The sequence below is a fragment of the Duganella sp. OV510 genome, assembly GCF_900100205.1.
Lineage (GTDB): Bacteria > Pseudomonadota > Gammaproteobacteria > Burkholderiales > Burkholderiaceae_D > Rugamonas.
Genome location: NZ_FNEQ01000005.1, coordinates 66,891 through 93,501, shown reverse-complemented (window position 1 = coordinate 93,501; position 26,611 = coordinate 66,891). Strand labels below are relative to the sequence as shown.

22 protein-coding genes are annotated in these 26,611 nt (G+C 62.0%); 14 read left to right on the top strand and 8 right to left on the bottom strand.

Annotated elements, in window-relative coordinates:
* Positions 1 to 88 precede the first annotated feature (88 nt).
* Positions 89 to 1,375 (bottom strand): MFS transporter, encoded by a 1,287-nt coding sequence (locus tag BLS51_RS14880; RefSeq protein ID WP_229207596.1) that lies wholly within the window; start codon positions 1,373 to 1,375, stop codon positions 89 to 91.
* A 249-nt stretch (positions 1,376 to 1,624) separates the two neighbouring features.
* Between BLS51_RS14880 and BLS51_RS14875 the strand changes: the two genes are divergently transcribed.
* From BLS51_RS14875 to BLS51_RS14845, 7 genes are all read left to right on the top strand, one after another.
* Positions 1,625 to 2,125, top strand: coding sequence for a gluconokinase (locus tag BLS51_RS14875; protein WP_229207597.1), 501 nt, complete (start codon positions 1,625 to 1,627; stop codon positions 2,123 to 2,125).
* 53 nt (positions 2,126 to 2,178) lie between these two features.
* Positions 2,179 to 3,543, top strand: a complete 1,365-nt coding sequence (locus BLS51_RS14870) for a gluconate:H+ symporter (RefSeq protein ID WP_090184435.1) — start codon at positions 2,179 to 2,181, stop codon at positions 3,541 to 3,543.
* 4 nt (positions 3,544 to 3,547) lie between these two features.
* The gene (locus BLS51_RS14865; RefSeq protein ID WP_090184437.1) at positions 3,548 to 6,616 is read left to right on the top strand and encodes a glycosyl hydrolase family 28-related protein; all 3,069 of its coding nucleotides are present in this window, start codon (positions 3,548 to 3,550) and stop codon (positions 6,614 to 6,616) included.
* Positions 6,606 to 7,484, top strand: a complete 879-nt coding sequence (locus BLS51_RS14860) for an alpha/beta hydrolase (protein ID WP_229207598.1) — start codon at positions 6,606 to 6,608, stop codon at positions 7,482 to 7,484. The genes BLS51_RS14865 and BLS51_RS14860 overlap by 11 nt, the downstream gene beginning before the upstream one ends.
* A gap of 79 nt (positions 7,485 to 7,563) precedes the next feature.
* Entirely contained in the window at positions 7,564 to 7,809 is a 246-nt protein-coding gene (locus tag BLS51_RS14855; RefSeq protein WP_090184443.1) for a hypothetical protein, read from the top strand.
* Positions 7,810 to 7,936: 127 nt separating this feature from the next.
* A complete protein-coding gene (locus BLS51_RS14850; RefSeq protein ID WP_139168707.1) occupies positions 7,937 to 8,785 on the top strand; it encodes an ATP-grasp domain-containing protein in 849 nt (282 codons plus the stop codon).
* Positions 8,786 to 8,897: 112 nt separating this feature from the next.
* Positions 8,898 to 9,641, top strand: coding sequence for a Crp/Fnr family transcriptional regulator (locus BLS51_RS14845; protein WP_090184450.1), 744 nt, complete (start codon positions 8,898 to 8,900; stop codon positions 9,639 to 9,641).
* On the opposite strand, the gene BLS51_RS14840 is transcribed toward BLS51_RS14845, so the two are convergent.
* A complete protein-coding gene (locus BLS51_RS14840) occupies positions 9,638 to 9,844 on the bottom strand; it encodes a hypothetical protein (protein ID WP_090184454.1) in 207 nt (68 codons plus the stop codon). The genes BLS51_RS14845 and BLS51_RS14840 overlap by 4 nt on opposite strands.
* 142 nt (positions 9,845 to 9,986) lie before the next feature.
* Here BLS51_RS14840 and BLS51_RS14835 point away from each other — a divergent pair, with 142 nt between their 5' ends.
* Both BLS51_RS14835 and BLS51_RS14830 read left to right on the top strand, forming a co-directional pair.
* Positions 9,987 to 10,931 (top strand): fatty acid desaturase, encoded by a 945-nt coding sequence (locus tag BLS51_RS14835; RefSeq protein ID WP_090184457.1) that lies wholly within the window; start codon positions 9,987 to 9,989, stop codon positions 10,929 to 10,931.
* On the top strand, positions 10,928 to 11,716 hold the full coding sequence (locus tag BLS51_RS14830) for a phosphate/phosphite/phosphonate ABC transporter substrate-binding protein (RefSeq protein ID WP_229207599.1): 789 nt from the start codon (positions 10,928 to 10,930) through the stop codon (positions 11,714 to 11,716). Before BLS51_RS14835 ends, BLS51_RS14830 begins: the two co-directional genes overlap by 4 nt.
* On the opposite strand, the gene BLS51_RS14825 is transcribed toward BLS51_RS14830, so the two are convergent.
* Entirely contained in the window at positions 11,713 to 12,651 is a 939-nt protein-coding gene (locus BLS51_RS14825) for an aliphatic sulfonate ABC transporter substrate-binding protein (RefSeq protein WP_090184465.1), read from the bottom strand. The genes BLS51_RS14830 and BLS51_RS14825 overlap by 4 nt on opposite strands.
* 146 nt (positions 12,652 to 12,797) lie before the next feature.
* Here BLS51_RS14825 and BLS51_RS14820 point away from each other — a divergent pair, with 146 nt between their 5' ends.
* From BLS51_RS14820 to BLS51_RS14805, 4 genes are all read left to right on the top strand, one after another.
* Positions 12,798 to 14,408 carry a rhodanese-related sulfurtransferase gene (locus BLS51_RS14820; protein ID WP_090184467.1) on the top strand — a complete coding sequence of 537 codons (1,611 nt, stop codon included), beginning with the start codon at positions 12,798 to 12,800 and terminating at the stop codon, positions 14,406 to 14,408.
* 83 nt (positions 14,409 to 14,491) lie between these two features.
* On the top strand, positions 14,492 to 16,192 hold the full coding sequence (locus tag BLS51_RS14815) for a methyl-accepting chemotaxis protein (protein WP_090184470.1): 1,701 nt from the start codon (positions 14,492 to 14,494) through the stop codon (positions 16,190 to 16,192).
* 149 nt (positions 16,193 to 16,341) lie between these two features.
* Complete coding sequence (locus BLS51_RS14810; RefSeq protein WP_090184472.1) at positions 16,342 to 16,800, top strand: nuclear transport factor 2 family protein; 459 nt, start codon at positions 16,342 to 16,344, stop codon at positions 16,798 to 16,800.
* Complete coding sequence (locus BLS51_RS14805; RefSeq protein ID WP_090184475.1) at positions 16,769 to 17,374, top strand: class I SAM-dependent methyltransferase; 606 nt, start codon at positions 16,769 to 16,771, stop codon at positions 17,372 to 17,374. Before BLS51_RS14810 ends, BLS51_RS14805 begins: the two co-directional genes overlap by 32 nt.
* Here the strand turns inward: BLS51_RS14805 and BLS51_RS14800 are convergent.
* Together BLS51_RS14800 and BLS51_RS14795 are read right to left on the bottom strand one after the other, a co-directional pair.
* On the bottom strand, positions 17,350 to 17,574 hold the full coding sequence (locus tag BLS51_RS14800; protein WP_090184478.1) for a YgaP family membrane protein: 225 nt from the start codon (positions 17,572 to 17,574) through the stop codon (positions 17,350 to 17,352). The two genes, BLS51_RS14805 and BLS51_RS14800, sit on opposite strands and share 25 nt — an antisense overlap.
* A 104-nt stretch (positions 17,575 to 17,678) precedes the next feature.
* Positions 17,679 to 20,504, bottom strand: coding sequence for a M16 family metallopeptidase (locus tag BLS51_RS14795; RefSeq protein WP_090184480.1), 2,826 nt, complete (start codon positions 20,502 to 20,504; stop codon positions 17,679 to 17,681).
* 148 nt (positions 20,505 to 20,652) lie between these two features.
* Here BLS51_RS14795 and BLS51_RS14790 point away from each other — a divergent pair, with 148 nt between their 5' ends.
* Positions 20,653 to 21,678 (top strand): aldo/keto reductase, encoded by a 1,026-nt coding sequence (locus tag BLS51_RS14790; protein ID WP_090184483.1) that lies wholly within the window; start codon positions 20,653 to 20,655, stop codon positions 21,676 to 21,678.
* Here BLS51_RS14790 and BLS51_RS14785 read toward each other — a convergent pair.
* Genes BLS51_RS14785 through BLS51_RS14775 form a run of 3 tightly spaced genes read right to left on the bottom strand, consistent with a single transcriptional unit; the run spans position 21,675 to position 26,525 of the window.
* On the bottom strand, positions 21,675 to 23,747 hold the full coding sequence (locus BLS51_RS14785) for a TonB-dependent receptor (RefSeq protein ID WP_090184486.1): 2,073 nt from the start codon (positions 23,745 to 23,747) through the stop codon (positions 21,675 to 21,677). The genes BLS51_RS14790 and BLS51_RS14785 overlap by 4 nt on opposite strands.
* A complete protein-coding gene (locus tag BLS51_RS14780) occupies positions 23,689 to 24,183 on the bottom strand; it encodes a DUF6702 family protein (RefSeq protein WP_090184489.1) in 495 nt (164 codons plus the stop codon). Before BLS51_RS14780 ends, BLS51_RS14785 begins: the two co-directional genes overlap by 59 nt.
* A complete protein-coding gene (locus BLS51_RS14775) occupies positions 24,180 to 26,525 on the bottom strand; it encodes a M1 family metallopeptidase (protein WP_090184492.1) in 2,346 nt (781 codons plus the stop codon). Before BLS51_RS14775 ends, BLS51_RS14780 begins: the two co-directional genes overlap by 4 nt.
* Positions 26,526 to 26,611 lie beyond the last annotated feature (86 nt).

Genomic DNA, 26,611 nt, shown 5'->3' with positions numbered 1-26,611 from the left:
ATCCCCGCAGCGGTCAGCCTATGTTCTGCACGGAGCGATGCCGCGCCGCTGACGCAGCGCTTGATCACTGCCTTGACCGTGCCCAGCGTTATGCTGGCACTGGCCTTGCTGTCGATGGTGCGGGCCGGACAAACAGCGCCGTCAGCATGCCTATCAGGCAGACGGCGATAACATACCAGGCCGGCGCCAGCGGATCGTTCTTCAGCATCAGCGTGACCATCACCGGCGTCAGGCCACCGAAGATGGCGTAGGCGACGTTATACGAAAACGACAAGCCGGAGAAGCGCACCTGCGGCGGAAAAGCCCGCACCAGCACACTCGGCACGGCGCCCACGACCCCCACCGCGAAGCCGGTCAGCCCGTACAGCGGCAGCAGCAGTTCCGGCTGCGCGCGCAGCTTGGTGTAGAAGACGTAGGTGCATACGGCCAGCAGCGCCGAGCCGACCAGCAGTACCGGCTTGGCGCCAAGCCGATCGGCCAGCACACCGTAGAAGATACAGCCGAAGGCCAGGCACAGCGTGGCGACAGTATTGGCCACCAGCGAAGTGCGGGCGTCGACGTGATAGATCTTTTGTAGCAGTGCTGGCGTCATCAGGATCACCACCACGATGCCGGCCGACAGCATCCAGGTCAGCAGCATGGAGACGATGACGGCGCCGCGATGGTTGCGCAGCACGGACTTCAGCGGCATCTCTGCGGCCAGCGCCTTGCGCTGCGCCATCTCGGCAAAGACCGGCGTTTCGTGCAGCCAGCGGCGCAGATACATCGCACCCAGGCCGAACACGCCGCCCAGCAGGAACGGCCAGCGCCAGGCGCCGGCCAGCACTTCATCCGGCTGATAGGCGGTGTTGATGCCGGTGGCGACTAAAGAGCCCAGCAGAATGCCGAAGGTCAGGCCGGCAGTCAGCATGCCGCAGGCATAGCCGGTATGCCGCGCCGGCACGTGCTCGGAAACGAACACCCAGGCGCCCGGCACTTCGCCGCCCACCGCAGCACCCTGGAACACGCGCATCAACAGCAACAGCAGCGGGGCGGCCAGGCCGATGCTGGCGTAAGTCGGCAGCAGGCCGATGGTCAGCGTCGGCACGGCCATCATCAGGATCGACAGCGTGAACATGCGCTTGCGGCCCAGCAGGTCGCCGAAGTGTGCCATGACGATGCCGCCCAGCGGCCGCACCACATAGCCGGCGGCGAAGATGCCGAAGGTTTGCAGGGTGCGCAGCCAGTCCGGCATTTCGGCCGGGAAGAACAGCTGGCCAATGGCGTTGGCGAAAAAAACGAAGATGATGAAATCGTAGAATTCCAGCGCCCCGCCCAAGGCCGCCAGCGTCAGGGTTTTGTAGTCTTGGCCGGTCAATTGGCGGGCGTCGGTCATGGGCGCGGTCTCTTGTTGTTGGTTGCGTAGCATAGCAGGAAAGCCTTGCGTCGTTGCAGCTTTGCGACGCACGTTGTGCAATGCAGTATGGATAATTCTTTACAAATTTCCACGTTAGGCTAAAGTTCAACAAAATGATAACGCTATCTTTGCGTTGGAAATATTCCTTACTCGTGATTTGGTTCGGCTTTGTTTATGGCCGTTATCTTTACATTAAAAATGTTAGCGCTATCTAGTTCTGGAGAATGGATGCAAAATACTCGCTGGGTGGTGATGGGCGTGAGCGGCTGCGGCAAAAGCACCGTTGGGCAGGCGCTGGCGTTGGCGAATGGCGTGCCTTTCATCGAGGGCGACCAGTATCACCCGGAAGCCAACGTGGCCAAGATGTCGGCCGGCTTGCCGCTGAACGATGGCGACCGCGCCGGCTGGCTGGAAGCATTACAAACGCAGATCAGCGCCGCCCGGCATCGTGGCGAGGGCCTGGTCGTGTCGTGTTCCGCGCTGAAGCGACGTTACCGCGACCTGCTACGGCAGGGCGATCCTGCGCTGCGCTTTGTCCACTTGAATGGCGCGCAAGCGCTGATCGCTGCACGGATGCAGTCGCGGGTCGGCCACTACATGCCGACATCGCTGCTGGACAGCCAGTTCCGTGACCTTGAACCTTTACAGCCCGACGAGACAGGCATCACGCTGGACATCGATCTACCGCCCGCCGATCTGCTGAAGGAGATCCAGGGCCGCAGCAAGTAATACAGGTAGTTAGTAACACAGACAACACATAAAAAAAATTATTGGAGACTCACATGACTACCAGTCCACTGGTGGCGCTGCTTGGCGTAACGCCGGCAGCGTGGGCATTGATCGCGGTGGCCTTGTCGGTCGGCGCGCTGACATTGCTGATTGCATGGGCCAAGGTACAGCCGTTGCTGGCGTTCGTGGTGGCGGCGCTGGCCGCCGCGCTGCTGCTTGGCATGCCGCTCGACAGCATTCCCAAGTCGATCGACAAAGGCATCGGCGATCTACTGGGATCACTGATCGTGATCGTCTGCCTCGGCGCGGTGTTCGGCAAGCTGATTGCCGACAGCGGGGCGGCGCAGCGCATCGCCAGCTTCCTGATTGGCGTGTTCGGCTCGGCGCGCATGCCGGTGGCGCTGACGCTGACCGGTTTCGTCGCCGGCATCCCGCTTTACTACAATGTTGGCTTCGTGCTGCTGGTGCCGCTGGTGTTTTCGCTGGTGTACCAGAGCGGCCGGCCGGCGGTGGCGATGGCGATACCGCTGTTGTGCGGACTGTCGATCGCGCACGGTTTCCTGCCGCCGCATCCTTCTCCGACGGCGCTGGTGGCGCAGTTCCATGCCGACATGGGACGCACGCTGTTCTACGGGATGATCGTGGCCGTGCCGACGCTGATTATCGCCGGCCCGCTGTTCGCCATGACGCTGAAACGTATCGAGGCAACGCCGGCGCCGATGTTCCGCACTGGCTTGCGCGACGTATCGGAACTACCGGGTGTATTCAACAGCTTCGCCACGGCGCTGCTGCCGGTATGGCTGTTGGCGGCGGCAACAGCGGCCAGCGCCATGCCGATCGCCGATCCGTCGCTGAAATCGGCGGTGGCCTTCCTCGCCAATCCGATGATCGTGATGCTGATCGCCTTGCTGGTGGCGGTATTCACGCTGGGCGTGGCGCGCGGGCAGAAGCTGCAAGTGCTGATGTCCGGTGCGCAGGACGCCTTGCGCGACATCGCGCCGATCCTGCTGGTGATTGCCGGCGCCGGCGCCTTGAAGCAGGTGCTGGTGGATTCCGGCGTCAGCGCGCAACTGGGAACGCAGCTGTCCGCGTTGCCGGTGCCGCCGCTGGTGCTGGGCTGGATCGTGGCGACGCTGATCCGTATCTGCCTCGGCTCTGCCACCGTGGCAGGATTGACGGCGGCCGGCATCGTGGCGCCGGTGGTGCAGGCGTCGGGCATCGACCCGGCGCTGATGGTGCTGGCAATTGGTGCCGGCAGTTTGATGTGCAGCCATGTGAACGACTCCGGCTTCTGGATGTTCAAGGAGTATTTCGGGCTGTCGCTCAAAGATACTTTCCGTTCCTGGACGCTGATGGAAACGCTGGTCGGCGTATTCGGGCTCATTTTCGTTCTGATTCTTTCCTCCTTTTTAGGATAAACAGATGAAATCAATGTTGAATGTGATTGCGGCCGCAGCGTTGGCCGTGCCCTTGCTCGGCCATGCGGCCTCCATTTCCGCCTACCAGACCATGCCGGACGATCCGCGCGCGGTGAAAGTCAAAGCAGTCGGCGATGGCCGGGCCGACGATAGCGCCGCCATCCAGGCTGCGCTGGACGCTGCCGCCAACCGGGGCGAGGGCGGCGTGGTGTTCCTGCCATCCGGCCGTTATCGCATCACGCGCTCGCTGCTGGTGCCGCTGGCGGTGCGTCTGTATGGTGTGGGACCAACGCGGCCGGTGCTGGTGCTGGGCGCGAACACGCCGGGCTTCCAGAGAGGCGTGGCGAACATGGTGGTGTTCACCGGCGGCGACCAGTACACGGTCGGCAAGGTGCCGGTGCCGGTGAAGAGTGCCGTGCCGTATAGCGACAAGGTGCGCGATGCGAATTCGGCGACCTTCTATTCGGCGATGAGCAATGTGGACGTTGAAATCGGCGATGGTAATCCTGCTGCCGCAGCGGTGCGCCTGCGGACTGCGCAGCACTCGTATCTGAGCCACATGGATTTCCACATCGGCTCGGGCCTGGCGGGCGTCTATATGGTGGGCAATGAGAGCTTTGACCTGAAGTTCTACGGTGGCCGTTACGGTATCCTGACCGAGAAGACATCGCCGGCATGGCAGTACACGCTGATGGACACCACGTTTGAAGGCCAGCGCGAGGCGGCCATACGCGGTCACGAGGCCGGGCTGACGCTGGTGAACACCACTATTCGCAACACGCCGGTGGGCATCGACATGAGCCGTGGTTATGGCGACTGGTTGTGGGGCAAGGATGTCCGCTTCGAGAATGTGTCCAAGGCCGCTGTGGTGATCAGCAACGAGGAGAATGTCTACACGCAGGTCGGCTTCGAGAATGCCGTCGCGAAGAATGTGCCAACCTTTGCGCGCTTCCGCGACAGCGGCAAGACCGTGGCTGGCTATGGCCCGCAATATCAGATCAGTGAATTCAATTATGGCTTGATGCTGCCGGGGCTGAACAGTGTCGGCAAGTTCGGCACGCACGTCAAGGGCGCGGCGCTGAAGGCGTTGCCGGCGCAACGTACGCCAGTGATGCGCACTTTGCCTGCCACCAGCCAGTGGGCCAGCGTGCGCAGCTTCGGCGCGGTGGGCGATGGCGTGACCGACGATACGGCGGCGGTGCAGAAAGCCATTGACAGCAAGCGCGTGGTGTACCTGCCGCAGGGCTTCTACATGGTGCAGGACACGATACGCCTGAAGCCCGACACGGTGCTGATAGGCCTGCATCCTGGCGTCACGCAACTGGTGCTGCCGAACGGCGCGCCGGCCTATGCCGGCGCGGATGGACCGAAAGCGTTGCTGGAAAGCGCCAAGGGTGGCGACGCCATCGTCACCGGCTTTGGCCTGGCCACCGGCGAAGTCAATCCGCGTGCGACGGCGCTGTTGTGGAAGGCTGGCGCGGAATCGCTGGTGGATGACATTCGCATCCAGGGTGGCCATGGCACGCGGCTGTATGACGGCAAGCGCCGCGATCCTTATCAGAAGAGCGGCAACTTCGATCCGGTCCAGCATTGGGATCGCCAGTATCCGAGCATCTGGGTAACGGATGGCGGTGGTGGCACGTTCATCGCGTGCTGGTCGCCAAGCACGTTCGCGCAGGCTGGCTTCTATGTCTCCAACACGAAGACGCCGGGCAAAGTGTACGAGCTGTCGGCCGAACACCACATCCGTGCCGAGATCGTGCTGGATAACGTGGAGAACTGGGAGTTCCTCGCGCCGCAAACGGAGCAGGAGGTACGTGACGGCATGGATGCGGTGTCGCTGGAGATTCGCAACTCGCGCAACATCACGTTCGCCAACTACCACGCGTATCGTGTCACGCGTTCGCTGAAGCCGGCCGTGTCGGCGGTGAAGATGACCAACTCGGAGAATATCCGCTTCCGCAATGTCCATGTGAATGCGGAAAGCGGCTTCGCTACCTGCGATGAAAACGGCTGCGACACCTATCTGCGCGCCAGCAAATTCCCGTTCGAGAATACCTTGCAGGATTTGACCGGCAAGCAGGAAGTGCGCGAGCATGAGTTTGCGGTGCTGGACATACGCACGCCTGCGGCTGGCCCGTCTGCCGCAGTCTTTGCAAGCAGCGCGCCGGTGCCACCACCAGCCGGACCGTTCGCCGCCGCGAAGGTCGAGAAGCTGGAGAGCGATTTCTACTCGATCGCCGGCGCGGCAGTGGATAGCAAGGGAAAACTGTACTTCATTGACCGCCGCTTCCATCGCATCTACAGCTGGAGCAAGGAAGGCGGCCTGGCCGTGGTACGTGATGCGCCGCTGGATGCGGTCAACCTTGCCATCGACAACAGCGGTGCGATCATGGTGTTGTCGTCATTCGGCCCGGAAGGCACGGTGTATTCCTTCCACCCGGACCAGCCGGCCGGTCCGCTGACCATCATCAAGCCGACGCCGGCCCAGGCCAGCGGCCGTGCGCGCACGGTGGTGCCGGTGAACTTCTGGCAGAACGGCGAATTCCGCGATCAGCTCAACTTTGACACCTATGAATTCACCACGTTGGCCGAAATGTTTGCACGCGATGTCGCCTTGCCCAAGCAGCGTGAATACGTCTCGCCGGATGGCAGCCTGGTGTTGCCTGCCTACCGCGTCTTCAAACAAGGCCCGGCCGACCATCTGGGCTGGCGCTGGTCGGATACGCTCGATAGTTACGGGCTTGTGGCTGCTGGCGCCAATGGCCGCGTGGTGTTCACCAACGGCTCCGAGAACCGCACCTTCAGCGGCGTGATCGGCGCGGGCGGCGCCATCACCGACCTGAAACTGGCGGCCAACCGTGGCGGCGAAAGCGCGGCGGTGGACCACAAGGGCAATGTGTATGTCGCCAACGGCCAGGTATTCGTCTACGCGCCGGATGGCAAGGAGATCGGCCGTATCGATGTGCCGGAGCGCCCGCTGCAACTGATCTTCGGCGGCGCGGATGGACGCACACTGTTTATCCTCACCCATCATTCGCTGTATGCGGCGGGAGGCTTCCATGCGCCATAAGCTTGCATTGCTGCTGCTGGCGCTGTGCGTACAGGCCGGCGCGCAGCAGATCGCCATCTGGCCGGACGGTGCGCCCGGTTCGGCGCAGCGCCGCAACGAAGCGGAGAAGGTCGACAATGTTTACATCAGCAATGTGCATGCGCCGTCGTTGACGGTGGTGCGCGCCAATCCGCGTCATGCCAACGGCGCTGCGGTGATCGTGGTGCCGGGCGGTGGCCACCGGATGCTGGTGTTCCAGAACGAGGGCATGGTCGCGGCGAAGTCGCTCAACCGTGTCGGCGTCACCGCGTTTGTGCTGAAGTATCGGCTGGCGCGCGATCCGGGTTCCAGTTATTCGATCGAGAACGATGCCGCCGCCGACTTGCGCCGCGCCGTGCGCTGGGTGCGCGCACACGCCGCCGAGTATGGCGTTGATCCGCACCGCTTGGGCGTAATGGGCTTCTCGGCTGGCGGCGAACTGGTGTCGCTGGTGGCCGATAATCCCGAGCCGGCGCCGGCGCCGCAGCTGGATGCGGTCGACAAGCTCAGTGCGCGGCCGGACTTCCAGGTGCTGGTCTATCCCGGCCCGTTGGGATCGCCTGGCAAAGCGGTGCAAAATGCGCCGCCAGCATTTATTGTTGCCGGATCGAACGACAAGTGCTGCATGCCGCCGGCGTTGGCGCTGTACCAGCAACTGATCGGTGCCGGCGTGTCGGCGGAGTTGCACTTGTACGCTGATACCGATCATGCCTTCAATATGGGCCAACGTTCGGAGCGTCTTTCCGATGTGCATTGGCCGGATCGGCTGCACGACTGGCTCAGCGATAGCGGCTGGCTGATTCCGCACGATGGCCAAATACCACAAGGTGTGCCTTCGCCTGCGCCTTAGTTGTAACAGTGCGTTACCGCACGGCAGTTGCCACGGTAGAATCCGAGAATTGGATATTGTCCATATTCAGGAGGCAGTAATGTCTACCACGCAAACTTTCCGTCCGGACTATCAATCGTCCGAGGTCGTGGAGGCCGGCATCGAGCGGGCCGACCGGCTTGGCCCGCAGAGCGCAGCCGAGTATCTCAGCCATCGCGGCGTGCTGGAAAGCGTCATCAAACGCGTTATTTCCGAGCCGGAACACCGGCGCAACCCAGGCCGTTTGCGCTCGCGCGATGAACGCCTGGTCGAAGAAGGCTCACGCTTCGACAAGTTCATGTCTTGAGACAATAGCCTCGTGCGCACGAAGGCGCGCACGTTTGACCTGCCTCTAGCAATGCACATGGCGCCCCGGCTACGCTGGTGGCGCCATTTCTTGCTGGGAGGCTTACATGGCCGTTGCTTCTTCCATATTGGTGCTTGGCACAGCGCCTGCCTTGACGTGGGCGACGGGGCGCTGCCTGCGCCGCGCCGGCCATCTGCCGCACACGCTCGTCTGGCATCGTGATGCGCCGGCCGCCGCGCTGAAGCGCCTTGCTGCCATCGCACCCGGCCTGATTATGGCGGTGGATGGCGATAGCGCCATCCTGCTCGCCGGCGCGCAGCTCCCGGCATGCCTGGCGCCTGATCCGCCATTGATCGCCACGCTGCACGACCCATGGAACCTGGTCCGCTTGCTGCATGCTATCGGCCTGCCTGCGCCCGACAGCATGCGGGCTGATAGCGCGGTGCAATTGCGCGAACAGTCGCTGGTCTATCCCATCGTCACCCGGCCGCTGACGCAGCATGGCGGGCGTCGCGCGCGACTGCACCACCATCCCGGCAGTGTGGCGTGCTGGCGCACCTATCCCGTACTGGCCCAATCCTATATGCCCGGCCTGGCGGTCGGTGCTTCCTTCCTGGCGAGGGAAGGGCAGGTGCTGGCCTGTTCGATATTTCGCCATGGCCGGAGCGGAGCGCTGCGGTTTTATGCCAGTGTGCGCGTGCGTGACTATGTCGAACGGCTGGCCGCCGCCTGCCACTACAGCGGCGCCGGCCATCTGGCGTTGCGCTACAACCCGGCGCGCGACAGCTATGCCATCCTTGGCTTGCGCGCCGGCTTTGACCTCTCGTTGCTGCACGCCGCCCGTGCCGGCATCAATTTCCCTGCTTTGCTATTGCAGCCTCCGGCCACGCTGGCGCTGCCCAAACCGGGGCGTATCCACCTTCCGCGCCTGGAGCGCACCCTCCTGTGGACGAGGAAGTTCGTAGGATCAGGCTGACAACAGCTTATGTTCCCAACCTACATATGGCGTGTCAGTGCTCCTATAATCGACCGAACATAGCGCGGCTATAGTGTTAATCATCCAACACATACAACAGATGAGGTACACCATGTACGCAGCTAACCAGACTTCCGTATCCGCCAGCATCCCACGCGCCATGCAGCAAAGCGCTGCACCGGCCGTCAGCCTGATCGGCGCCCAGCAAAATGAATTGCTGCGTGGGCTGTCCCGCGAGGAGCTGCTGGACCTCTTCGTGCACCTGGACCTGGTGCCACTCGAAGCAGGCAAGCACCTGTTCGATACTGGTGAGGTCATGGAATACGCCTACTTCCCAACCAACGCCATCGTCTCGCTGCAATATGTGACCGAAGACGGCGGCGCTGCGGAAGTGGCCGTGGTTGGTCGCGAAGGCGTGGTCGGTGTCTCGATGTATGAAAGCGAGCGCGCCAACTGCTGCGCCGTGGTACAGACCGCCGGCTACGGTTACCGCATCAAGGCCTCGGTACTGCGCCAGGCCTTCTTCAGCGGCGGCGCGCTGGCGCAGCAACTGATGCGCCACACCAGCGCCCTGTTTGCGCAGCTGGCCCAAACCGTGGCCGGTGTCCGTCACGGCAGCATCGAACAGCGTCTGTGCCGCTGGCTGCTGGAACGCCTGGACCGCTCGCTGTCCAACGAACTGAAAGTGACCCAGGAGATGATCGCCAACATGCTGGGCGTGCGCCGCGAATCCATCACCTGCTGCGCCGGCAAGCTGCAGGAAGAAGGCTTGATCGAATACCGCCGCGGCACCGTCACCGTCATCGACCGTCATGGCATGGAACGCCGCGCCGGCGGTTGCTACTCCCCAGCCTAATGTAAGTAGCGCGGCGCATGCTGGAGTTGATCCAGCTTGCGCTGCACCAGCTGATACCACGCCTGCGCCCAGCGCGCCGCCGCTTGCGACTCTTCCACCGTCGCTGCCGAAATCGTCCTGCGTACCGCCACCATCTGCCTGTGCATCGCATAGGCGGCAGGGTGGTATTTGCGCGGTTTGATGTTGTGAGTGTGCGTATCCATGGACTTTATTTTGCGCGTAGCCCCTTGCTGCGGCTGTACGGTGTCTCACCTACAGAAGAACGCGAAATCCGCATAAACATGCTTGTTTAAATTCGTTTCCTGTCCAGTTAGCGCTGCTTATACTCGCCGCAAGGGAGAAACTATGCAGGCTTGGATAGACGACGCGCAGCAGCATGAGGTATTGGCCGAGCGCGCACGCCCGTTGTGGCGGGGCGAGTGGCCGACCTGGCTTTTGATCTTTGTCATCTACGGCGGCTGGCTGGCCACGCTGTCGCTGTGGCCATTGCTGGGGAACGGCGCCGGCACGCTGTTGATGGTGTGGTGGTGCGCCTGGTATATGTCGCTGCAACACGAGCTGATACACGGGCATCCGACACCCTGGCCGTGGCTGAACCGGGTGTTTGGCTACGCGCCGCTGGCGGTTTGGTATCCCTACGAGATTTACCGTGAAAGCCATCTGCGCCACCATAATGACTTTGATCTGACCATGCCGGCACTGGATGCCGAGAGCACCTATGTGTCGCCAGCCGAGTGGGCCGCCGCCGGCCGCCTGATGCGTGGTGTACGCTGGCTGAATAAAACCTTCTGGGGCCGCATAGTGCTTGGCCCGGCGCTGGCGATCACCACCACCTGGGGCGGCGCTTTGCGCAAGCTGTTGCGTGGCGACTGGCGCGATGCCGGCGTATGGCTGCGCCACCTGCTGACGCTGGCCGCGCTGCTGTGGTGGGTGGAGAGCGCGTTCGGCGTTTCCGCGCTGTGGTATCTGCTGGGGATTTCGTATCCGGCGCAATCGCTGGCGATGATACGTTCCTATTACGAGCACCGCCCGGCCGAAGACCACAAGCAGCGCATCGTGCTGAACGATGCCGGCTTTGTGTTTCGGCTGCTGTACCTGAATAACAACCTGCACCTGGTGCATCACGATCTGCCATCGCTGCCCTGGTATCTGCTGCCGCGTGTGTATCGCGGCCGGCGCGACGCTTATAATGTGCGCAGCGGCGGCTTTCAGATCGACGGTTACGGAGCACTGATGCGCCGCTACGGTTTCCGCCCCATCGACGCACCGGTCCATCCCCGCATGCCATGATCGTTTCACTACCGATGTACAACGTCTCGCCGCGCCTGCAGCGGGAATATGAAGCCCTGCTGGCCCGCGTGCTGGCTGATGCCGGCGTTGGCGAGCAGGCTGCGTTGGTGCGTGAGCCGGCTTTGCCCGCGCTGTGGAAGCGGCCAGACCTGTTGCTTGGCCAGACCTGCGGCTATCCGTATGTATCTTTCCTGCGCGGTGTGGTCACGCTGCTGGCCACGCCGGCGTTTGACTTTCCTGGCTGCGCTGGCAGCGACTATTCCAGCGCGATCATCACACGCGCGGTCGATGGCGTCGCCACACTGGCCGATGCGCGCGGGCTGACCGCCGCCGCCAACGATCCCGCGTCGAATAGCGGCGCCAATGTGCTGCGGCATGCGGTGGCGCCGCTGGCGCGTGACGGCCGCTTCTTCGGCAAGGTGAAATGGACCGGCAGCCATGTGGCCAGCCTGCGCGCGGTGCGCGAAGGGGAGGCGGATATCGCCGCCATCGACTGCGTCACCCTCGGCTATTTGCGCGAGGAGTCGCCGGACAGCGTGCCGGGGATCAGGATCTTGCAGTATTCGGCATCGTCCCCAGGGCTACCGCTGGTGACCGCGCAGACAGTGCCGGCGGCACAGCAGGAGCGCCTGCGCCAGGCTTTGCTGGTGCCGTCCGCGCCGCTGCGCGCCCATATGAACGCCTTGCACATCAAGGCTTTCCAGCATCGCAGCGATGAGGACTATCAGCGCATCCAGCGTCTCGAAGCCGACGCGGTACGCGCTGGCTATCCGACGCTGGCCTAACGCAGCCGCCAGAGCGGAACGGCGGTGGCGTCGAGTTTTCGCGGCAGCAGGCCCTCGCCATAGAACGCGTCGGCAATGCGCTGCTGTTCGCCCAGCGCGTCCTTGACCACCTGCCGTACTTCGTAGCTGCGGCGGCTGTTGGCCAGTTCCACTGTCGCTGCATCCAGACCCCAGGCGGGCGCCAGCAGCTCGGCCGCTTCCCTGGGCGATTGCTTGACCCATTTGCCGGCCTTGCGCAGCGCTTCAAACACCACCGGCAGCACCTCCGGATGTGCCTCCGCATAGGCGGTCGATGCGAGATAGTAGCGCTGGTAGTCGGCAATGCTGCGGCCATCGGCCAGAATGCGCACCTGCGACTGGCGCTGCACGCCGGCCAGGTATGGGTCCCACGTCACCCAGGCGGCAACCGCGCCGCGTTCAAACGCTGCACGGCCGTCGGCAGGCGTCAGGTAGGCGGGTTCGATATCCTTGAAGCGCAGGCCGGCCTTGTCCAGCGCCGCGATCAGCAGGTAATGGCTGCCGGCGGCCTTGGTTACCGCAATCTTTTTCCCTTTCAGGTCGGCGATGCTGTTGATCGGCGAATCGGCGCGCACCACGATTGCCTGCGCCGAAGGAGAAGGCGACTCCTGTGCGAAGTAGGTCAGCCTGGCGCCGGCCGCCTGCGCGAACACCGGCACGGTGTCCGCCACATCCGCGCTCAAGTCCACGCCGCCGACGTTCAGGGCTTCCAGCAAGGGCAGGCCGCTGGAGAATTCATGCCAGGTCACCTTCACGCCGAGCGGCGCCAGGTCCTGTTCCAGCTGGCCGCGCACTTTCAGCACCGTCAGCAGCGTCGAGGATTTCTGGTAGCCGATGCGCAGCGTGGACGGCGCCTTCTGCGCGTAGCTCGCAAACGGCAGCAGGGACAACAAGGACAGCAAGGTACGTCGTTGCATAATCGGCTCCGGAAGATGGTTATCTTTCGATGGTACGACGCTGCCGGCCGATCGGGGAACGAATGGTTTCGACTTTGAATATAGCGCCAGCGGATAAGCGCCCCCGCCGGATATTGCGTGTTAATCTGCCAGCTGGAGGTAACACAATGAGCAACGTATTATATGCACCACAGATCCCGTATCGCAGCTATCAACAGGTGAGGGCGGAACTGCTGGCCGGCCGCGAGATCGCGCTGCTGGACGTGCGCGAAGAAGATCCGCATGCACAAGAACATCCGCTGTTTGCCGCCAACTTCCCGTATGGCCGCATCGAGATCGATGCCTACACCAGGCTGCCGCGCCGCGATGCGCAGATCGTGGTGCTGGACGACGGCGAAGGCCTGGCGCTGCCATCGGCGCTGCGGTTGCACCAACTGGGCTACACCAATGTAGCGCTGCTGGATGGCGGCGTGACCGGCTGGCGTGATGCTGGCGGCGAGTTGTTCCGCGATGTGAATGTGCCCAGCAAATCCTTCGGCGAACTGGTGGAGCACGAACGGCATACGCCATCGCTGTCGGCGCCCGAGGTGCAAGCGCTGATCGACGGCGGTGAGAACATCGTCATCCTCGATGCCCGCCGCTTTGACGAGTACCACACCATGAGCATCCCCGGCAGCATCAGCGTACCAGGTGCGGAGCTGGCCTTGCGTGCGCGCGAGCTGGCGCCTGATCCCTCCACCCGTATCATCGTCAACTGCGCCGGGCGCACGCGCAGTATCATCGGCACCCAGTCGCTGATCAACGCCGGCGTGCCGAATCCCATATCGGCGCTACGTAATGGAACGATCGGCTGGACGCTGGCCGGACAGCAGCTGCAACACGGCCAGACGCGCAGTTATCCAGCGGCGTCGGAAACCAACCGGCAGACGGCGGAACAGGATGCGCGCGCGTTGGCGGACCGCGCCGGCGTCAAGCGCCTGGCACGCGCGCAGCTGGACGAGTTGCACGTGGACCGCCTGCGTACCAACTACTTCTTCGATGTCCGCAGTCCCGCCGAATACGGCGACGGCCACCTGCCGCATTTCCGATCGGCGCCGGGTGGGCAACTGGTGCAGGAAACCGAACAGTTTGCGCCGGTGCGTGGCGCGCGGATCGTGCTGGCCGACAGCGATGGCGTGCGCGCCAACCTCACTGCGCACTGGCTCAAGCAGATGAACAACGATGTCTACGTGGTCGATGGCCTGCAGGCAGAGGATTTCAGCGTTGCCGGCGCGTTGCGGGACGAGCTGCCACCACCGCCGCCTGTGGACGAGGTCAATCCAGAGACGCTTGCGGCGTGGCTGGCTGCTGCGCCGCAGCAGGTCGGCCTGCTGGACTTCAGCTCTGGCGTCAGTTATCAGAAGCGGCATATTCCAGGCACCTGGTTTGCGCTACGCTCGCAGTTGGCGTCGGCGCTGAAGCAATTGCCGGACGGCGTGGAGCGCTATGTGCTGACCTGCGGCAGCAGCCTAGTGGCGCAGTACGCGGCGGCAGATCTGCGCTTGCTGACCGCGCTGCCGATACTGGTGCTGAGCGGCGGAACGGATGCATGGACCGCCGCCGGCCAGCCGCTGGAAGCTGGCGCCACGCGATTGGCGTCGCCGCTGATCGACCGTTATCGTCGTCCTTACGAGGGCACGGATAACCGGACCGAAGCCATGCAGGCCTACCTCGATTGGGAGTATGGACTGGTGGCGCAGTTAGAAAAAGACGGCACACACGGCTTCAAAGTGATTTAATTCCACTTGCTGCATTGCAATAACAGTTGCAATGAAGCATAATTTTCCCATGTTACTAATTCAGCTTACTTGGGAAAATGGCAATGACGATTACAAAACGTTTGATTCTGACTCTATCACTGGCGCTGGCTGCGCTGATCTTTGTGGGCGTCTCCGGCCTGAAGCAGCTGTCGAATGCGCAGCAGCGGCTGGAGATGGTGCAGAGCCGCCTGATCCCGAGCCTGGCGAGCCTGAATATCGCCAAGGGCTATATGGCTGATACCCGTCTGGCCGGTTATCGCCTGTCGGTGTTTTCCAACCTGACCGACAAGAGCGCGCTGGACAAAGCTTACAACGACGCCCACGCCAAGTTTGAGGAGGTGATCGCGGTCTACGAGAAAGAACGCATTTTCGACGAGACGGATCGCAAGATGCTGGAAGCCGACAAGGCGGCCATGGCGACTTACCGCCAGACGCTGGTGCCGTTTATCGCCGGCGCTCATGCGGGCGACCTGGACGCGGTACGCGCCACGCTGCAAGCTGGCACGCCACTGGCCACGTCAGCGGCGGCGTTGAAGAAGGCTTTCGACGATCACATCGCCTATAACAACAAGCTGATTGAAGACGTGCGGGTGGAGAGCCTGGCCGAGTACAACTTCGCCTTTCGCCTGCTGGTGACGGTGATTGTGCTGGCGGTGCTGGTGACCGGCGCATTGGCCTGGTCGCTGTTCAGCACCATCAAGAGCAGCCTGGCGTCGATCCGCAGCACGCTGGAAGATGTGAGCCAATCGCTGGACCTGACCAAACAGATCAAGGTTGAGCGCATGGACGAAATCGGCCACACCGCAGTGGCGTTCAACAAGCTGCTGGAGCAGATTGCGGGCGTGATCGACACCGTGCGCGCGTCGACCAGCGCAGTAGGCGCGGCGTCGCAGCAGATCGCGGCTGGCACTGGCGACCTGTCGCAGCGCACCTCGTCGCAGGCGGCGGCGCTGGAGGAAACGGCGGCCAGCATGGAGCAACTGACGTCCACTGTCGGTCAGAACGCGGACAATGCGCGCCAGGCGAATCAGCTGGCGCGCTCGGCATCCGAGGTGGCGACGCAAGGCGGTTCGGTGGTGGAGCAGGTGGTGGTGACCATGGGTTCGATCAACGAATCGTCGCGCAAGATCGTGGATATTATTTCGGTCATTGATGGCATCGCGTTCCAGACCAATATCCTGGCGCTGAACGCGGCGGTGGAAGCGGCGCGCGCGGGTGAGCAGGGCCGTGGCTTTGCGGTGGTGGCGACCGAGGTGCGCAATCTGGCGCAGCGCTCTGCCTCCGCCGCCAAGGAAATTAAAGAACTGATCGATGATTCGGTGGAGAAGGTTGGCTCGGGAACCAGGCTGGTCGAGCAGGCCGGCAGCACCATGCACGAAGTGGTGGCCAGCATCAAGCAGGTCACCGATATCGTCGGCGAAATCAGCGCCGCCACGCAGGAGCAGAATGACGGCATCGAGCAGGTGCACCGCGCGGTGACGGAGATGGATCAGACCACGCAGCAGAATGCCTCGCTGGTTGAGCAGACCGCCGCCGCAGCCGCCACGCTGCGCGATCAGGCGGACAAGCTGGAACAAGTGGTCAGCGTGTTCAAGATCGGCGCGACGCAAGTCTACGCGCCGCCAGCCCGCCCGGCAGCAACGGTGAGCGCACTGCCGAAGCCGGTGCAGCGCGCGAGGCCCGCAACACCCGCAAGGCCCAAGCCGGCGCCGCAGAAACTGAAAGCGGCATCCTCCTCTAACGACGAGTGGGAAGAGTTCTGATAAGAAGTCTCTGGCTACCGCAGCTGTTCTGTGGAAGAATGAGGACGGCCTGGCGTTCCCGCTGGCTAAATCCGCAAATTCAACGACAACGGCGACGAGGGTAATGTGTATTTCTTTTGCCGAAGTCGCCATCGCCAGTAAGGTGCCTCATGAACCGTGCTTTGATGTTGCTGTTGTTCGCCGTATCGCCGTTGCTGGCGCAAGCCGCTGATGTCAACGATAACCAGCTGATCGAACGCGCGGTGCGCGACTATATCGAGTCGCAGCACAAGCCTGATGGCGCGCGCATGGCACGCGGCATCGATCCCAAGCTCGCCAAGCGCACCTATTGGCGGGCAGCGGATGGATCGGAATTCATCATTAATACCGACCATGACGCGATGGTTCGCGTCGCCAATACCTATAACAAGGACGGCAGCAAATTCCCTGCTCAGCCCAGGGTCGATATCAAGATCCTCGACGTCGACCAGCGCGTTGCCACTGTTAAGCTGACGGCCGACGAGTGGATCGACTATATGCATCTGTACAAAAACCAGCAGAGCGAATGGAAGATCATCAACGTACTGTGGCAGTACCATGACACCGCACGACAGGTCAGCAAAAAATAAGCCGGAAGATCCTTCCGGCGGCTGGGAAGCGATTGCGGCTGACTTTCTTGCTGCGCGCTCCGCTATCGGCAGCGGCGTGGTGAAACAGTGGGCGAAGACCTTGCGTCCAGGCGGCGATATCGTGGACATCGGCTGCGGCGCTGGTGTGCCGGTTTCTCTAGCCTTGATAGAGGAGGGCTTTGCGGTGTCCGGCGTCGATGCATCGCCTACACTGTTGTCGGCTTTCCAGCTTCGTTTTCCTGACGGGCCAACCGCTTGCGAGGCGGCGCAAGACAGCGCATTTTTCGATCGCCAGTTCGACGGCGCGATTGCGGTGGGACTGATGTTCCTGTTGACGGAAGCGCATCAGCAGAAGCTGATCGAACGCGTCGGCCAGGCACTCAAGCCTGGTGGACGCTTCCTGTTCAGTGCACCGCGCGAACGATGTGAGTGGCAGGACCTTCAGACTGGACGCAGGTCGGTGTCACTCGGCGAGGCGGCGTATCAGCGTCTGCTTGCAGCTGCCGGAATGCATCTCGTTGGCAGCTACGTTGACGAGGGCGACAACTATTATTTCAATGCCGCGTCGAGTTGAGGGCGATAGTTCTGATGCACTTCCAGCGATGACAGCCTGACGGCACGATACAGCGGGCACACGCCGGACAGCGCGGTCAGCAGCGGCACGGCGCCAGCCCAACCCCATGCGCCGATCAAGCCAGTGGATGCGGCAGCGATCAATCCCAGCCCCACGCTCACACGCAGGGCCCGATCCACAGTACCGACATTGCTACTCATGATTTCTCTCCTTTTCATTTGGTGTGGCACCAGTATGAATGAGATTGAAGCAGCAAAAATATGACCTGGATCAAATTACAGCTACTTACCGCGCCGGCAGTGGCTCACTCCTCCGGCTTGAGCACCATCTCCACATAATTCTTCCGGTCGAGGAAGCGCTGCGCGGCAGCCTTGATGTCCGCAGCGGTGACAGCGTTGATGCGCTGCTCGATGGCCAGGATTTCATGCGGGTCCCTGTCCTCCAGCGCGGCCATGCGCAGGTTGTTCAGCCAGTAGCCGTTCTCGCGCAGCAGGCGGCGATATGCTTGCAGCCTCGCCTGTTTGACCTTGTTCAAGTCTTCCGCTGTCGGGCCTTGTGTTTGCAACTGTTCGATCTCGCTCCATAGCGCGGCTTCCACCTTGTCCACATCTTGCGGCGATGTTGGCAGCGTGATGCCGACTCCATACTGGCCGCGCGGTATTTTCTCGTATCTGGCGCTGGCGCTGCCGGAGTAGATCAGCTTCTGCTTCTCGCGCAGTTCGTCGGTGATGCGGAGGTTCAGCACGTCACTCAGCAGGCCGAGCGACCAGGAATCGGTATTGGAATACGCCACGTCTCCGCCAAAGTCGAAGGTGACGGTACTCTTTTGCTCAAGGCCGGCCTTGACTTCGCTCCGCACCACGCCCGGCACCTGGCGGATGCCGGGATCGCGGTAGTTCAGCGTTACGTCGCCGACCGGCAGCGTGGCGACATAAGTGGCCAGCAAAGGCTTGAGCGCGTCGATATCGAAGTCGCCGACAAAGAGGAAGGTCATGCCCTTGACGCTGGATAGGCGCGAACGCACCAGATTCAGGCTGCGGTCCAGATTCAGCGACTCGTAGTCGCTTGGCTTCGGTGGCAGATCAAGTTGTGGATGATTGCCATAAACGGTTTGCAGCCGCGCTTCGGCAAAGCGCATTTCCGGCATGGCGGAGCGGTTACGCACGGTCTCCGCTCCTCGCGTGACAAAGGAACGGAACAGGTTCTCATCCCGGCGCGGGTTGGTGATGGCCAGGTAGTTCAGTTGCAGCATCGATTCGATGTCGCCGCTGCGGCTGCTGCCGTTCAGCTGGTCGGCATAAGGACTCAAGCTCGTAACGAAGGCGACGTTTTTACCTGCCAAAATGCGTTGCAGGTCCGACGGGCTATACGAGCCGACGCCCATGGCATTCTGCACCGCGCTGGCGAAGCGCACGGTGGCCTTCTCGGCTTCCGGGAACGTGTACTGGCCGCCGGGACGCACTGCCAGCATCCGCACCCGGTCCTTGCTGAAATCGGTCGGCTTCAGCATGACCTTGACGCCGTTCGACAGCGTCAGCTTGGTCACGCCCAGCGCCTTGTCTTCGCTTTGGGCGACAATGCTGCCGGGTTCCGGCTTGTAGCTCATCAGGCTGGCCGGCGGCGCCTTGTCTTCGATCTTCGTCACTGGCAGCTTGGCAGCGGCTTCGGCGCGCGCCAGCAGTTCGCTGCCGGTCAGCGGCGCCTGGTCGGCGGCGACGCTGTTGGTGTGGGCGGAATACAGCACCAGCTTGGGTGCTGTGGCCGGGATGATGGTGCGCGCGTAGGCGTTGACTTCGTCCAGCGTGATGGATGGCACCAACTCCCTGGCGACAGCATGTTCTGTGTCGGCGCCGGCAATCACGCCGCCCGCCAGGAAATGGCGGATATATGGCGCCGCCACGGCTGCGGAATCGCGTGTCGCGCGCGATTTCGCCGCATATTCGTAAGCAGCCAGCAGATTGCTCTTGGCGATGTCCAGATTATAGGAAGAGAAGCCATATTGGCGCGCGCGGGTATTTTCCTGGACCAGCGCATCGATTGCGGTATTTACACCTGCCTTGCCCACGGCTGCGCCAGCGACAAAGCCGTACTGGTTGACGCCAAACGGAATCGCGATTTCACCTGCGGAGCCGCCGATGAAAGGCGGCTCACCCACCAGCGCCATGCGGCTGAAACGCATGGACATCAGTTGCCCGAACAGGCGCCTGACCAGCGCCTCGCGCAAGTCACCGACGGTCTCCGGCGGCTTGCGTCCGAAGGTCGAGTAGTACAGTTGAACGGTGTTGGCCGGTGCTTCCTTGTCGAGGAAAACCAGCGCGTCCGGCGTGGACAATGGCGCTGGCGTGTACAACGGGCGTGGGCGCGGTTTTGCCGGCATCTTCAGGCCGGCAAAGTGGCGCTTCACCAGCTTTTCAGCATCGGCCGGATCGATATCGCCGACCACGATGACTGCCATCAGGTCAGGGCGATACCAGTCCGCGTAGAAACGGCGCACGGCGTCCGGGCTGGCGTGCAGGATCGAATCCTCGGTGCCGATCGGCAGACGATCCTTGTAGCGCGAACCGTTTGCCAGCTTGGGCAGCATCGCTTCGAGATTGCGCATGCCATAGCCGCTGCGCTGGCGTTTCTCCTGCAGCACGATCTGGCGCTCGTCGTCGATGTCCTTGTCGGCCAGCGTCAGGCCATGGGCCCAGTCTTCCAGCACCGTCATGCCTTGCTCCAGGTTGCCCGGCTTGTCGGTCGGGATGGGCAGCATGTAGATGGTGGCGTCTGGACTGGTGGAGGCATTCAGGTCGGCCCCGAAGCGCACGCCGATCGATTGCAGGTAGGCGATCAGCTCGTGCTTCTTGAAGTGCGTGCTGCCGTTGAAGGCCATGTGTTCCAGCAGGTGGGCCATGCCGCGCTGGTCGTCATCCTCCAGCACAGAACCGGCGTTGATCACCAGGCGCAATTCGACACGCTGGGCCGGCTTGGCGTTCTTCTCGATGTAGTAGGTCAGGCCGTTATCCAGCTTGCCCAGCTTCAGATTGGGATTGATGGGCACCGGATCGCTCAGCGCGGGTGCCGCAGCCGCGCCCACGGCCAGCAAAAGGCCGGCGATGAGGGCGGTGAGGTTCAGACGTTTGGTCATGGCATGTTCCTGTGATGGATACACCAGACTTTAAGCAAAAAACAACTTCCCATCAAGCTGACAATCAACCGTGCCTCTGCACGCGAATGCATTGCGCGCTACAATAAAAATCCCGCGCGCTGCGGCGTGCCCTTACTGGAGGATTGCGATGAATTTCAAGCGTCTCGGAAAATCCGGCTTGCGGGTGCCGGAACTGAGTTTTGGTACTGCCACTTTCGGTGGTGGTAATGACTTCTTCAAAGCTTGGGGCAGTACGGACGCCGGCGGCGCGTCACGCCTGATCGATGTTTGCCTTGACCATGGCGTCTCGATGTTCGACACCGCCGATGTTTATTCCGATGGCCTGGCCGAACAGATTCTTGGTGCGGCCATCAAGGGCAAGCGCGATCGCCTGCTGATTTCGACCAAAGTGACGTTCCCTACCGGTGACGGCCCGAACGATTACGGCTCCTCCCGTCAACACATTATCCAAGCGGTCAACAACTCGCTGAAACGCCTACAGGTGGAACACATCGACCTGCTGCAACTGCATGGCCAGGACTACAACACGCCAGTCGAAGAGACGCTGTCCACGCTGGATCAACTGGTCCGTGAGGGCAAGGTGCGCTACATCGGGGCCTCCAACTTCTCCGGCTGGCACTTGATGAAGTCTTTGGCGACCTCGGAGCGCTACGGCTATCCGCGCCATGTGGCGCACCAGATCTACTACTCCCTGCTGAACCGCGACTACGAATGGGAACTCGCGCCGCTGGCCGAAGATCAGGGCGTGGGCGCGGTGGTCTGGAGCCCGCTGGGCTGGGGCAAGCTGACTGGCAAAATCCGCCGTGGCCAGCCGGCGAAACCGGGCACGCGGGCGCACGACATCGCCGGCACCGGTCCGCACTTTGAAGAGGAGCGCCTGTTCCGCATCGTTGAAGCGCTCGATGTGGTCGCGGAGCAGACCGGTAAGACGATTCCGCAGGTGGCGCTCAACTGGCTGCTGGGGAAAAAGACAGTCGCCAACGTCATCATCGGTGCGCGCGACGAGAAGCAGCTGATCGAAAATATCGGCGCCACCGGCTGGTCGCTGACGCCGGAGCAAAACGCGCTGCTGGAGCAGGCCAGTGATGTGCCGCCGGCTTACCCGGTCTGGCACCAGCGCGGTTTCGCCAATCTCAATGAGCGCAGTGCTTAAAAGTTTTTAATCAGCGTCGCCCGCAGCGAGCGCGATTCGATCGGGTGGAAGTGGATGTCGGCGACGGCAGCCGCTTCGCCCTTCAGTTGCGACGCATAGTAGTAGTCGATGGCTGAATCGCGGCGGTTGGTGATATTGAACGCTTCCAGCTCCAGCGCCAGGTCCTTGCGGATCTTCCAGCCGAAACGGCCGTTCAATGTCATGCTGGAGCGGGAGCGCACGCTGTTATCCTCGATCAGCGGACGCGGGCCAAAGTAGCGCAGCTTCAGCGACGCTGAATACGGGCCGCCATCATCCACCGTTACCGCTAGTTGTCCGGTGCCTTCGATTGCGCCGGGAATGTAGCGGCCTTCTTCTACCGCGCCGCGCGAACGGGCGCGCGCATAAGCCAGGTCCAGGTCTACCGACAGCCACTTCAAAGGCTTGTAGTAGTTGGAGAACTCGATGCCATGGCGCCGGCTCGGCGGACCAGCTTCGGTGGCGCCGGCATCGCCGATGTAGACCAGCTCCGAATCGAAATCCAGCCGGTATAACGACAGCGAGGTTTGCAGGCCGGGCAGCCATGCTGTGCGTGCGCCCAGCTCCATGCCGCGCGAGCGCACCAGCGGCGTCACCTTGTCGGCCACCAGCCCGGTCTTTGGATCGATGGCGATGGTGGCGCCGCGCGCATCATTGCTGTGGAAGCCGGTGCCGAAGTTGGCGTACACCTTGGCCGTTTGCCAAGGGCCGTAGATGACGCTCAGGTTGGGACTGAGCAGATGGTCATTGACTTTGCCTGAATTGGCTGCCAGGTCGCTGCGCACATCAAAGCGGTAGCCATCGACGCGCATGCCGGCCACGGTGCGCAGGGCCGGATACCAGCGCGTGCTGTTCTCGATGAACAGGCCGGCGCCGGATTCAACGATGTGATCCTGGCGCGTGGCGGACAGCGTGCGCCGCGCTTCGGTGTTCAGCAAGCCATTGAAGATATTATCGTTTTGCAGCTGCACGCCGATGGTGGTATCGCTGTTGCCGGTTTCGGTGTGATGGTGCCAGCTGTGCGAGGCGTTCAGGCCGCTGGTGACGCGCTTGTCCGGTTGCGCGAACTGGTCACCGTGCTCCGGATCGTCCATGAAGTAGGTGAAGTTGGACCACAAGTCCAGCTGGTTGGCGATGATGTAGGCGTTGATCTTGGACGAACTGTCTTCCGCCGTGCGGCGCCAGGCGCCGGACAGGCTGTAACGATGGGCCTTGCCGCCGTCGGTAGTGTCGATGGCGTCGTTGCGGCCGATCTGCCCGTCCTGTACGGCACGTAGTGGAATCTGGTCGGTGGAATTCCAGTCGGCCTGGTAGGCCATCAGACTGACATTGAAGCCGTTGTTGGCGTAGCCTTCGCTGTAGCGCAGCACGGCGTTGCGCTTCTGGTAGTTATCCGGATTGGTGAACGGGCCATCGTTGTGCAGCGCTTCGACCGCGTACAGCAGGCTGCCGCGCTGGGTTTCGATGGAATCCGCCAGCAGTGCGCGGCCATAGCCGTTCTGGCCGGCGGAGGCGCTGGCAACGCCCTGCAGCAGGCGGTTCGCGTAGACCACCGACGCGGTGCCGGCCGAGGCAAAGTCGCCTTCCTCGGCGGAGTAGGGACCTTTTTTGTAGTCGAGGCGTACCGCCAGTTCCGGAATCAGGAAATTCAGATCGGTCCAGCCCTGGCCATGTGCGTGGCTGCGCTGGTTGACCGGCATGCCGTCAACGCTGGTGCGCAAGTCGGTGCCGTGGTCCAGATTGAAGCCGCGCAGGTAAAACTGATTGGCCTTGCCTTCGCCGCTATGCTGGCTGACCACCAGGCCGGGCACCGCTTCCAGCACCTCGCCGGGACGATAGACGGTGCGCGCCGCCAGCTCGTCCTGCGTGATGGTGCCGGCGCTGGCGGCATCCGCCACGCCGAGTTGATTGGTGCGTGAGCCATCCACCAGCACCCGTTGCAGGATCTGGTCATCGGCGTGGGCGCTGCCCAGTGCCAGCAGCAGGGCGTACTTAAGGGGCGATCTGATCGATGTTTTGTTGATCGAAGATGAGTGTCTTGGTCGTGCCATCGGTTTGCAGGTTAACGGTATTTTTTTGCGATGGCAGGAAGTCTATCAGCAAGGCGTTATGAATACGGTCGCCTTTGGCCAGCCTGGTCCTGGGGATCTCCTGGAAGATGACGACGCTGTCGGCATCCACCCTGGCACCCACCCATTGCAGCGGCAGCTGCTTGCCATCCGGCCCGGTGATGATGAATTGCTTTTCCACGTAGCGGCGCAGCGGTGCTTCGCTATCCGCCCGGCCGAGATCAAACTGGCGGCCATACAAATTGGTCAGCAGCGCGGTGAGATCGTGCCCGGTGTAGGTATGCACGATCTCGGTGCTGCCAGTGCGCTCGTTGTAGCTGATGTCCGCCATGCCCATGTGGAAGTTATGGGCATGGGCGGCCGTGCCGGCCAGGGCCAGCACGGTTGCCGCTACGGCGCGCAGACGGCGCAATATCACTTCTTCTCGTCCTTCTTCAGTGGCGTATTGAAGTCGCGCATCAGGTTGTTTTTATCGCGTTCGGTCTTGAACAGTTCCAGGCGCGATTGGGACACCTTGCGTGGCCACGAATTGTTGGACGTGTCGATGTCGGCGGTTTCCCAGTATGGGTCCTGGGTCAGGCCCACCATCGGCTCGTCGGTGACGATCAGCTTGGTGATCTTCTTCGGCGAGTAGCGCCATACTTCGGCCGGGATGCGCTCGATGTACTTCTTGCCGCTCTTGAGCTCAATCTCCAGGATCAGCGGCATCACCATGCCACCGAGGTTGGAGAAGTCCACCAGGTACAGGTGCTTGCCCTGGGCCAGCAGCTTCTTCTCCCACGGTTCCAGCTTGTCGATCGCTTCAGCGTAGGCGTTGCGGTCCTTGTTGGTGACGGTGAACTCGTCGTGATCGTTGTAGAAGTCTTTCAGTTCCGGATGCGCGTCCGCACGCTTCGGCAGCGCCTTGTTGCGCTGTTCCGAAACGGAGATAGGCTGCGCGTCTTTCTGCGCCTTCTTCCATGCCTTCTCTTTTTCAGGGTCTTTGGTGCTGACGCCGTATTCGTTGATGCCGTCGATGCTGATATCGACCGGATCGGTGGTGTAGAACCAGCCGTGCCAGAACCAGTCCAGGTCCGTGCCCGATGCGTCTTCCATGGTGCGGAAGAAGTCAGCCGGTGTAGGACGCTTGAACTTCCAGCGCTGCGCGTATTCGCGGAAGGCATAGTCGAACAGTTCGCGGCCCAGGATGGTTTCGCGCAGGATGTTCAGGCCAGTGGCCGGCTTGGCGTAGGCGTTGTTACCCACCTGGAGCAGCGACTCCGAGTTGGTCATGATCGGCACCTGATTCCGGCTCTTCATGTAGTCGACGATATTGCGTGGCTCGCCACGGCGCGATGGGTAGCCATCTTCCCATTCCTGTTCGGCGAGGTATTGGACGAAGGTGTTCAGGCCTTCATCCATCCAGGTCCATTGGCGCTCGTCCGAGTTGATGATCATCGGGTAGTAGTTGTGGCCCACCTCGTGGATGATGACGCCGATCAGGCCATACTTGGTCTGCTGCGACCAGGTCAGCTGGCCGGTTTTCTTGTCCTTGCTCGGGCGCGGGCCGTTGAAGGAGATCATCGGGTACTCCATGCCGCCGACCGGGCCGTTGACCGAGATCGCGGTTGGGTACGGATAGTCGAAGCTGTACTTGTTGTACTTGTCGATGGTGTGGATGATGGCCTGGGTGCTGTACTTGCCCCACAGCGGATTGCCTTCCTTCGGATAGTAGGACATCGCCATCACGTCGGTCGAATCCTTCTTGAAGCCTTGCGCGTCCCAGATGAATTTGCGGCTGGAGGCCCAGGCGAAGTCGCGCACGTTGTTGGCCTTGAAGTGCCAGGTCTTGCTGGCGCTGCTGCGCGACTTCTCGGCCTGGGTGGCTTCTTCCTGCGTGACGATGACCACCGGCGCGGTGGCGGTTTTGGCTTTTTCCAGGCGCTGGCGCTGGGCGGCGGTCAGCACGTCGTTCGGATTTTGCAGTGCACCGGTGGAGGCGACGACGTGGTCGGCCGGCACGGTCAGCTGGACATCGTAGTCTCCGAATTCCAGCGTGAACTCGCCGGTGCCGAGGAACTGCTTATGCTGCCAGCCGTAGACATCATAGTAGGCCGCCATGCGCGGGAACCACTGGGCGATTTCGAACAGGTCGTTCTTGTCTTCGTCAAAGTGCTCGTAGCCGGAACGGCCGCCCAGCACCTGCTGCTCGTTGATGTTGTAGGACCAGTCGATATTGAAGACGAACTTTTTGCCGGACTTCAATGGCTGCGGCAGGTCGATGCGCATCATCGTGCGGTTGATGACGTACTTCAGCGGCTGGCCGCCCGACGCCACAGTCTTGATCTTGAAACCGCCGTCGAATTCACGGCCGGCGAGGATGCCGCGCATGCCTTCGAACTTGTAGCCGTCATCCGGAGAGGATGGCTTGGCCCAGGCTTCGCGCGAAGGCTGGGTGAGCATCATGCGCGCGTCGGCGTCTTTCTTATAGATGTTCTGGTCGAGCTGCACCCACAGGTAGCTCAGCGTATCCGGTGAGTTGTTGTGATAAGTGATTTGCTCGCTGCCGGTCAGCGAGCGCTTGGCTTCGTCGAGCGTGGCGCTGATGGTGTAGTCAGCGCGCTGCTGCCAGTAGGCGTGGCCTGGTGCACCAGAGGCGGTGCGGTAGGCGTTCGGCGTCGGCAGGATTTCGTCGAGTTGACGGAATTTGTCGTCAAACGGATCTGCCGCATAGGCGGATACGGTCAGGCAGAGGGCCAGTAAGCCAAGCTTCTTTTGCATAGGGATTGTTTCCTCTTGATAAGAGGATAAATTGTATAGCAGGTTTTCAATCGATTACCTGCTGATACAATAAAATACAAAGCCTT